This is a genomic window from Flavobacterium sp., assembly GCF_044348915.1.
Lineage (GTDB): Bacteria > Bacteroidota > Bacteroidia > Flavobacteriales > Flavobacteriaceae > Flavobacterium.
Genome location: NZ_JBIKRX010000028.1, coordinates 22119 through 31270, shown reverse-complemented (window position 1 = coordinate 31270; position 9152 = coordinate 22119). Strand labels below are relative to the sequence as shown.

General features: G+C 33.8%; 9 protein-coding genes. 7 read left to right on the top strand and 2 right to left on the bottom strand.

The window, feature by feature from the left end:
- Positions 1–57: 57 nt before the first annotated feature.
- Together ACIQ1E_RS06960 and ACIQ1E_RS06955 are read left to right on the top strand one after the other, a co-directional pair.
- Positions 58–465 (top strand): hypothetical protein, encoded by a 408-nt coding sequence (locus ACIQ1E_RS06960; RefSeq protein WP_396169951.1) that lies wholly within the window; start codon positions 58–60, stop codon positions 463–465.
- A 254-nt stretch (positions 466–719) separates the two neighbouring features.
- A complete protein-coding gene (locus tag ACIQ1E_RS06955) occupies positions 720–1673 on the top strand; it encodes an ankyrin repeat domain-containing protein (RefSeq protein WP_396169948.1) in 954 nt (317 codons plus the stop codon).
- 132 nt (positions 1674–1805) lie between these two features.
- Here ACIQ1E_RS06955 and ACIQ1E_RS06950 read toward each other — a convergent pair whose 3' ends face one another.
- Positions 1806–2300 carry a metallophosphoesterase family protein gene (locus tag ACIQ1E_RS06950; protein ID WP_396169946.1) on the bottom strand — a complete coding sequence of 165 codons (495 nt, stop codon included), beginning with the start codon at positions 2298–2300 and terminating at the stop codon, positions 1806–1808.
- Between the two features lie 137 nt (positions 2301–2437).
- Here ACIQ1E_RS06950 and truA point away from each other — a divergent pair, with 137 nt between their 5' ends.
- The 3 genes from truA (at position 2438) to lpdA (ending at position 6668) form a co-directional block, all read left to right on the top strand.
- Positions 2438–3172 (top strand): tRNA pseudouridine(38-40) synthase TruA, encoded by a 735-nt coding sequence (truA, locus tag ACIQ1E_RS06945; protein ID WP_396169944.1) that lies wholly within the window; start codon positions 2438–2440, stop codon positions 3170–3172.
- 199 nt (positions 3173–3371) lie between these two features.
- Positions 3372–5126: an ABC transporter ATP-binding protein gene (locus tag ACIQ1E_RS06940; protein WP_396169942.1), complete on the top strand. Its 1755-nt coding sequence runs from the start codon at positions 3372–3374 to the stop codon at positions 5124–5126.
- 153 nt (positions 5127–5279) lie between these two features.
- Positions 5280–6668, top strand: coding sequence for a dihydrolipoyl dehydrogenase (lpdA, locus tag ACIQ1E_RS06935; RefSeq protein WP_396169940.1), 1389 nt, complete (start codon positions 5280–5282; stop codon positions 6666–6668).
- Positions 6669–6758: 90 nt separating this feature from the next.
- On the opposite strand, the gene ACIQ1E_RS06930 is transcribed toward lpdA, so the two are convergent.
- The gene (locus ACIQ1E_RS06930) at positions 6759–7064 is read right to left on the bottom strand and encodes a hypothetical protein (protein ID WP_396169938.1); all 306 of its coding nucleotides are present in this window, start codon (positions 7062–7064) and stop codon (positions 6759–6761) included.
- Positions 7065–7398: 334 nt separating this feature from the next.
- Here ACIQ1E_RS06930 and ACIQ1E_RS06925 point away from each other — a divergent pair, with 334 nt between their 5' ends.
- Both ACIQ1E_RS06925 and ACIQ1E_RS06920 read left to right on the top strand, forming a co-directional pair.
- The gene (locus ACIQ1E_RS06925) at positions 7399–8349 is read left to right on the top strand and encodes an isopenicillin N synthase family dioxygenase (RefSeq protein ID WP_396169936.1); all 951 of its coding nucleotides are present in this window, start codon (positions 7399–7401) and stop codon (positions 8347–8349) included.
- A gap of 23 nt (positions 8350–8372) precedes the next feature.
- Complete coding sequence (locus ACIQ1E_RS06920; protein ID WP_396169934.1) at positions 8373–9113, top strand: acyl-[acyl-carrier-protein] thioesterase; 741 nt, start codon at positions 8373–8375, stop codon at positions 9111–9113.
- The last annotated feature ends 39 nt before the right edge of the window (positions 9114–9152 follow it).

Genomic DNA, 9152 nt, shown 5'->3' with positions numbered 1-9152 from the left:
TGGTTTTGTTGTTAGCGCTCCTAATTAAAATTTATACATCTATAAAAAATTAAAAAAATGAATTATACAAAAATGATAAATAATTTTTATAGATACTTATGTTATATTGTTTACCAGCGAGCCTGCAAATCATCTACAACAAATGGCAATATTTCAAAAAAAGGTGCTTATTTTAGTTTTCTTTTGTTGGCGGGTTTTGTTCCAGGATGCATACTTGCTCTAAAATTAAATAGACTAGCAATTTTTGACTTTTTAAACCATTTACCCCAACGAGGTATAGTACATTTACTTTCTGTTTTTGTTTGTTTCTTTTCTATACCAATGCTATGCATAGCGTTATTAATAAAAAAGTCGTTTCTTGAGCAGTTAACACTAACGGAAGGAGAAATCAAGAAAAACAGGCGCATTTTGTGGGGCTTAATTATTCTATTTATTGCATTTATAATGATAAAAATACTAACATAATAATCTATTGGCTTTGTTAAAAAACATAAAATCTTAGTAGTACAACCTGCAAAATTAGAATGTTTTAAATACTAAACAAACAAATAAACGGCTTAGAACGATAACTTCTAAGCCGTTTTACCGTTGAATAAAGCATATATTTGTGGCAAATGAAAAAATCAAATACTACCACAATTCAAGTGAGCTAGCAAAGTGTTCAAAAACGAAAAAATAAATTAATTATTTACCCAATAATTAGACTCATTTCAAAAAAAATGAAAAATAAAAAAACCATCGTATTCGCTAGCATCGTACTACTAGTTTTTATTGGCTACAAGTACTATTCTACTAAGCAAAAAGAGGAATGGGTTACAGAAAACCCGGCAACTAAATACTCTGAAAAGCGTGAAAAAGCCGTGTGGGGTGGCGTTTTACGGGGCAATGATGAGCAACTGTTTTATGGGACTCCCTTATATGATGCTGCAAAAGCAATGTCTGGTATTTCGTATTTCAGAAATGACGATGAAATTGAGGAACTTATAAATCAAATCCCTAAGGATTACATTAACTATCAAGAGGCAAAGTACGGAATGACCATTGGGCATTTTGCACTAAGAACTTATAATTACAAAGCACTACGACAGCTTGCGGATAGAGCACTCAATCCTAATATACTAGATGTATATGGCGATGCTATCATCATTAAAATCAATAGTTCAACGTATTCGTATAAACTACCTGAAAGTAGTCAAACATTACAACATTTAATCGAAAAAGGAGCAAATGTAAATTTATACTCTCAAAATGGACAGATGCCTACCCCCTTGATTAGTGCAGCAAATGGTGGTAATTTAGAACATATAAAAATACTGGTTGCTGCCGGCGCAAATCCACATTTTCTTGGTGATTTTAATAGCCCTTTCAGATCCCCATTAAGCACCGCTTTAGTAAATAGAAGGATGGAGATTATCAATTATTTTATTTTTGGCCAAAAGGTTGATTTTAGGACATTGAAATATCCCGATTATTCAAAATTCCATCCCGGAGAATATGAGATTTTACACAATTTGAGAGAATTATTTTTTAAATTAGATAGTAAAGAATATAAAGAAAAAATGAGGCTCGTAGCTTACTTAAAAACACAAGGCTTAGATTATTGGAAAACTCCTATTCAGAAACGGCATATAGCTAATCCAAATTATACAGCTGAATATTTGAGTAAGTATTAAAACCTAAACGGCTTAGAACGATAACTTCTAAGCCGTTTTTTTTACTTCTAGATAGTTAAATAAATGCATTTTGTTTTTAAAATAATTGAAATTATTAAACACTGAAACACTAAATAACTGAACAGTGAACACTTACTTCTTCCCTATTTCAATGATTTCCAAATCTTTTATTTTATCACCATCAATAACAAAACGTAACATCGTTCTCAATTGATGGAAACCACTTTTTCCGGCAGCTCCAGGGTTCATATGCAAAAGATTATGCTTCTTATCGAACATCACTTTCAGGATATGTGAGTGCCCACAAATAAACAACTTTGGAGGATTCTCTAACATTTCGGTTTTAATATTTGGGTTGTATTTTCCAGGGTAACCGCCAATGTGAGTTATCCAAACATCAACTCCTTCACACATAAAACGATTGTGTAAAGGAAACTCCATACGAGCTTTATCATCATCAATATTCCCATAAACAGCCTGTAACGGCTTATGTTTCTTGATAGTGTCGGTGACAACCAAATCGCCAATATCTCCAGCGTGCCAAACCTCGTCGGCCTGAACTACATATTTTAAAATTGTGTCATCAATATGACTGTGAGTATCGGAAAGAAGGAGGATTTTTTTCAAAATTTTTGATTTTGAGGTAAAAATAAACATTCAAATTGCAAATAAAAAATCAAATCAAAACTTAAAAAAACTTTGCGCCTTTGCGTCTTCGTGGCAAAAAAATTAATAAGTATCTTTGCAACTTCAAAAGAAATCACTTGAGGTATTTTATAAAACTGGCCTATAACGGAACCAATTATCACGGATGGCAATCCCAACCCAATGCTTCGTCCATTCAGGAAACACTGAACAAAGCAGTTTCGGTCGTATTGAATTCCGAAGTAAATCTTATGGGAGCTGGAAGAACTGATACTGGTGTACACGCCAAAGAAATGTACGCCCATTTTGATTTTGAAACACAATTGGAAAGTCAGAATTTAATTCACAAACTCAACTCCTACTTGCCAAAAGATATTGTCGTTTACGATATTATTCCTGTTCAGGATGAAGCTCACGCTCGATTTGATGCCACAAAACGAACGTATGAATATCATATAAATACTTTTAAAGATGCTTTCTTGCAAGACTTAAGTTGGTATTTCCATCAAAAGCTAGACATCGATTTAATGAATGAAGCATCAAAATTGCTATTTGACCATACTGATTTTCAATGTTTTTCAAAAGTAAATACAGATGTAAATACCTTTGATTGTACTATATTTGAGGCTCATTGGCAACAGGAAAATAACAAATTAATTTTCACCATTTCTGCTAATCGATTTTTAAGAAATATGGTTCGTGCGATTGTAGGAACATTGGTAAACGTTGGTTTACATAAAATTACATTAGAAGATTTCAATGAAATAATTAAAAGTAAAAACCGCGATAAAGCAGGATTTTCAGTTCCGGCACACGGATTATATTTGACAAAAATTGATTATGAATATTTATAAAAGGCGGCAGATTTCAGGTGGCAGATTTCAGGTTGCAGGCTTCAGATTGAATTATATAATGAAATTGAAAATTATACAAAAAGAATAAAAATAAATAGGTTAAAAAATAAATTAGTTTATAAAGCAACGAAAGGTTTTTGATTACAAATTTAGAATTCTACTTCTGAAATCTGCAACCTGAAATCTGCCATCTATAATTATGAAAGCAAAAGCATTCGATACAAGATTATTCAAAAGAATATTAAAATTTACTAAACCGTATCAATCACGATTTAATTTCGTTATTGCTTTTGCAATTTCATTATCGATTTTTGCTGCATTGCGTCCCTATTTATTGAAACAAACTGTTGATGGATATATAAAAACCCAAGATCAATTTGGGCTTTTACTTTATGTATGTTTGATGGGATTTGTCCTTTTATTGGAAGTTTTTTCACAATTTTTCTTTGTCTATTGGGCAAACTGGCTCGGACAAGACATCGTAAAAGACATTCGAACTAAAATGTTTAAACACATTTTAAGTTTCAAAATTAAATATTTCGACAATGTGCCTGTTGGACAACTTGTAACACGTTCCGTTTCAGATATTGAAGCTATTGCCCGAATATTTAGTCAAGGATTATTTATGATAATAAGTGACCTGATGAAAATGTTTGTTGTGTTAATTTTTATGTTTTATATGAACTGGAAGCTTACTTGGATTGTGATTGTTGCGATGCCAATATTAGTTTTCTTCACACGAATTTTTCAAAAGAAAATGCAAATTGCTTTCGAAGAAGTTCGAACACAAATTGCCAATCTGAACTCATTCGTACAGGAACGTGTAACTGGAATGAAAATCGTACAATTATTTCATCGGGAAGATATTGAAATTGAAAAATTCAAAACCATCAACGAAAAGCACAAAAAGGCTTGGATCAAAACCATTTTATACAACTCCATCTTCTTCCCTATCGCCGATATTATTTCGTCTTTAACCTTAGGATTTGTGGTACTTTACGGTGGGTTCCGAATATTAAATGGAGATAGCTTTACCACTTTTGGAGATTTGTTTTCCTACACTATGTTCATTTCAATGTTGTTCAATCCATTGCGGCAAATAGCAGATAAATTCAACGAAATGCAACTCGGTATGATTGCCGCGAATCGCGTTTTTGATATTCTAGATACCCAAGACCAAATTCAAGATACGGGAACTATCGAAGCTCCTGTTTTCAAGGGAAGCATACAATTCAAAGACGTTCATTTTGGGTATATTGCAGACGAAGAAGTCATCAAAGGCATCGATTTGGATGTGAAAGCTGGCAAAACCATAGCCATTGTAGGATCTACGGGTGCAGGAAAATCTACAATAATCAACTTATTAAATCGCTTTTACGAAATCAATAGCGGAACCATTTGTATTGACGGTCACAACATCGAGAACTATACTTTAAGCTCTTTGCGCAAGCAAATTGCGGTGGTTTTGCAAGACGTTTTCCTTTTTGCCGATACCATTTTCAATAATATTACCCTAAATAACCCTGAGGTTTCTCGGGAACAAGTTTTGGCAGCAGCCAAAAAAATTGGTGTTCACAAATTCATTATGAGCTTACCTGACAATTATGATTTCGATGTCAAAGAACGTGGCGTAATGTTATCTTCGGGACAACGCCAATTGATAGCTTTTCTTCGTGCTTATGTGAGTAATCCGAGTATCCTAATTTTAGACGAAGCCACTTCATCTATCGATACTTATTCAGAAGAATTGATTCAAAAAGCTACTGAAACCATAACCAAAGGAAGAACCTCAATCGTAATTGCCCACCGACTAGCTACGATATTAAAAGCTGATAAAATTGTGGTGATGGACAAAGGGTTGATTGTTGAGCAAGGAACACATCAGGAATTACTAGAAAAATCAGGTGGTTATTACAAAAATTTATACGATTCGCAGTTTGTAAATGAAGAATAGTGACTCTTTTTTATAGCCTTTATTGAATAAATTTTAATTTCCATAAATAAATCCTTAAATTCGCAAACTCAATTAAATTAGGAAAAACACACAGTAAGTCACGAGATTTAGCGACTGCATTTTTATAAAACTAAAATAAAAAAATAAAAAAAAATGAAATACGATGTTATTGTTTTAGGAAGTGGACCAGGCGGATATGTAACTGCTATTAGAGCATCACAATTAGGCTTTAAAGTTGCCGTAATCGAAAAAGAAAGCCTTGGTGGAATCTGTTTGAATTGGGGTTGTATCCCAACCAAAGCATTGTTGAAATCAGCTCAGGTTTTTGATTACTTAAAACACGCTTCCGATTATGGATTGACTGTTTCATCCTTCGATAAAGATTTTCCAGCCGTGATTCAACGTAGCCGAAATGTAGCTGCAGGAATGAGCAAAGGAGTTACTTTCTTGATGAAAAAAAATAAAATTGACGTTATCTTTGGTACAGGAAAAATCAAAGCTGGTAAAAAAATTGACGTTACATACGAAGCGGGAAAAGTTACTGAATATTCTGCTGACCATATTATTATTGCTACTGGTGCTCGTTCTCGTGAGTTGCCCAACTTGCCTCAAGATGGCGTAAAAGTGATTGGATACAGACAAGCAATGTCTTTACCTACGCAACCTAAAAAGATGATTGTGGTTGGTTCTGGAGCTATTGGTGTGGAATTTGCACATTTCTACAATTCAATGGGAACCGAAGTTACTATTGTTGAATTTATGCCAAATGTTGTTCCTGTTGAAGACGAAGACATTTCAAAACAATTTGAAAAATCGTTGAAAAAAGCTGGAATCAAAGTGATGACCAACTCTTCTGTTGAAAGAATTGATACTTCTGGAGCGGGTGTAAAAGCATTTGTTAAAACTGCAAAAGGTGAAGAAGTTTTAGAAGCTGACATTTTATTGTCGGCAGTTGGAATCAAAACCAATATCGAAAATATTGGATTAGAAGAAGTAGGTATTGCAACTGACAGAGATAAAATCTTAGTAGACGCCTACAACCAAACCAATATTCCGGGTTATTATGCTATTGGAGACGTTACTCCAGGTCAGGCATTGGCACACGTTGCTTCTGCCGAAGGAATTAATTGTGTAGAAAAAATCGCTGGAATGCACGTTGATCCTATCGATTATGGTAATGTTCCGGGTTGTACTTATGCCACTCCAGAAATTGCGTCGGTTGGTTTGACTGAAAAGAAAGCTTTAGAATTAGGATACGAAATTAAAGTTGGGAAATTCCCATTCTCGGCTTCTGGAAAAGCGCAAGCTTCTGGAAATTCGGATGGTTTTGTAAAAGTAATTTTCGATGCCAAATATGGTGAATGGTTGGGTTGCCATATGATTGGTGCTGGTGTTACCGATATGATCGCCGAAGCAGTTGTCGCAAGAAAACTAGAAACTACTGGTCATGAAATCCTAAAAGCGATTCACCCTCACCCAACAATGAGTGAAGCGGTGATGGAAGCTGTTGCAGATGCTTACGGCGAAGTAATTCACTTGTAGGACTGAGGTTAGAAATACGAGGTACGAATTAAAAAAAACCGATTTGGAATAAATTCAAATCGGTTTTTTTATAATATAATGTTAATTGATTTATGCCATAAACAACGCTTTCTTTTGATGATTGAATAAAGCCAAGTCATATGGAACTAACTTTGGGGCAATTCTTTCGGATGAAGCATCAAATGAAATTCCATTGTGTTTTCTGAACAAATAAATCTCTTTCAAACAATTAGATAAACTCTGATGTATAAATGTTGTAAAAGTTGGAATTTGTTTGTCTCCTACTAATAAATCAATTTGATAATTCGAACTGCTTTTCGAAAGATTGTTACCAATAATTCGCAATGTAAATGTGGTTGGAATTCCGTGCTGTTTGCCTTGATACTGTACTACCATAATTATTACTATTTAGTTGTTGTTTAATTTACTGTTTCTATTTTCAAGTTGAAAATTAGTTAAATTCTATTTTATACCCAAAAAAAATAAGAAATTACTAAAATCAAAACCCTTAAAATATCATTATAACAAAGCTAGTAAATATAGTAGAAAAAAAGTATGCATCAGTTGATAAAACTTTCTTAAAATTAATATTACAAAAAAAACTCTTTGAAACAAAACTAGAAGTTGATCCAAACCAATCAAATTCAACTATTCAAGTTATTTATATTTAAAAATTTTTCTACATTTGCTTTGATTAACAATTGGTTATTCAATAATTAAATTAAACTGTATGCAAAACATTCCTAGTGTTGACTTGCGTGATTTCCTTTCGGATGACCCGAAACGTAAACAAAAATTTGTAAATGAAATCGGAAATGCTTTTGAAGAAATTGGATTTGTAGCCTTAAAAGGTCATTTTTTAGACAACCAATTAGTTGAAGAATTATATGGCGAAATTAGAAACTTCTTCTCTTTGCCATTAGAAACCAAACACAGTTACGAGATTCCTGGTATTGGAGGTCAAAGAGGCTATGTTTCTTTTGGAAAAGAACACGCCAAAGGCAGAAAAGAGGGAGATTTGAAAGAGTTTTGGCACTTTGGACAATATGTTGAAAAGGGCTCAAGATACGCAGCAGAATACCCTGAAAATGTTGAAGTAAAAGAATTACCCCGTTTTAATATAGTAGGAAAAGAAGCCTACCAAATGCTAGAAAAAACGGGAGTTTACGTTTTGAGAGCTTTGGCATTACACCTTGGTTTAGATGAATTCTATTTTGATGAATATGCAAAGGAAGGCAACTCCATTTTACGTCCTATTCATTATCCGCCAATAACAACAGAACCTGAAAACGCCATTCGAGCTGCGGCTCATGGTGATATTAATCTGATAACACTTTTGATGGGTGCTCAAGGTCGAGGATTACAAGTTCAAAACCACTATGGCGAATGGATTGATGCTATTGCACAGCCTGATGAACTCGTAATTAATGTTGGCGATATGCTATCCCGACACACGAATAATAAATTGAAATCTACAATACATCAAGTAGTAAATCCACCAAGAGAATTATGGGGAACTTCACGTTATTCTATTCCATTTTTTATGCACCCTATAAGCGAAATGAAACTAGACTGTCTAGAAAACTGTATCGATGCGCAACATCCCAAGGGATTTGAAGATATTACGGCCGGAGAATACCTCTATGAAAGGCTCGTAGATTTAGGCCTAATCAAAAAATAATTCGTAATTTAGTTCGTTTTTTTATGCCAATTTCACCTCACTTCAGCTCTATATTCATCAAAAATTGGGAAATTAATTTTACTCAGTGCTTGCCAAATGGCAATTTAAAGCACACCGATTTATGCAATATTTTGCAATTGACTGCAGCGGCACATTCCGAAGTGGGAGGCATTAGCTTTTCGGATATGCAGGAATTCGATCAAGCTTGGGTCTTGAGTAGAATGAGAGTTGAAATAATTGATTTACCGAAATGGAAAGACACTGTAACTGTGCGAACTTGGATTAATACCCTAGAGAATTCACGTTCTGTTCGTGCCTTGGAGTTATATGTAAATGGCCAAAAAATGGTTGGCTGTGAAACCTTTTGGGCAGTTTTCAATACTAAAAATAGACGCCCAGAAGCGTTAGCTTTGCCCTACGAACATTTTGAATTATACCCTGAGATGATAGCAACAAAAAAATCAATTTCAAAAATCAATTTCAATAATGATTCAGAATTGGTTGCAGAAAAATCGGTTGCTATTTCAGACATCGACATTGTAAATCACGTAAATAATGTAAAGTACTTGGAGTGGTGTTTGGACCTAGTAGACTCTACTATGATTCTAAATCAAAAAATAAAGAGTTTCGAAATGAATTTCTTAAAGGAATTGTCACTAAATGACAAAGTCGACATTTATGAAAATAAATCCGCTGACTCTTTGATTTTTAACATCAATAAAAACGAGAAAACTTGTTTTGCACTCAAGCTCAATTTGATATAAAACAAAACTTCCAGCTTTAAAAGGCTGGAAGTTTTTTAA

Bases quoted from the DNA above. Each gene is read 5' to 3' on its own strand.
- ACIQ1E_RS06960 (WP_396169951.1), top strand. From the start codon at position 58: ATGAATTATACAAAAATGATAAATAATTTTTATAGATACTTATGTTAT.
- ACIQ1E_RS06955 (WP_396169948.1), top strand. From the start codon at position 720: ATGAAAAATAAAAAAACCATCGTATTCGCTAGCATCGTACTACTAGTT.
- ACIQ1E_RS06940 (WP_396169942.1), top strand. From the start codon at position 3,372: ATGAAAGCAAAAGCATTCGATACAAGATTATTCAAAAGAATATTAAAA.
- lpdA (WP_396169940.1), top strand. From the start codon at position 5,280: ATGAAATACGATGTTATTGTTTTAGGAAGTGGACCAGGCGGATATGTA.
- ACIQ1E_RS06930 (WP_396169938.1), bottom strand. From the start codon at position 7,064: ATGGTAGTACAGTATCAAGGCAAACAGCACGGAATTCCAACCACATTT.
- ACIQ1E_RS06925 (WP_396169936.1), top strand. From the start codon at position 7,399: ATGCAAAACATTCCTAGTGTTGACTTGCGTGATTTCCTTTCGGATGAC.
- ACIQ1E_RS06920 (WP_396169934.1), top strand. From the start codon at position 8,373: ATGCCAATTTCACCTCACTTCAGCTCTATATTCATCAAAAATTGGGAA.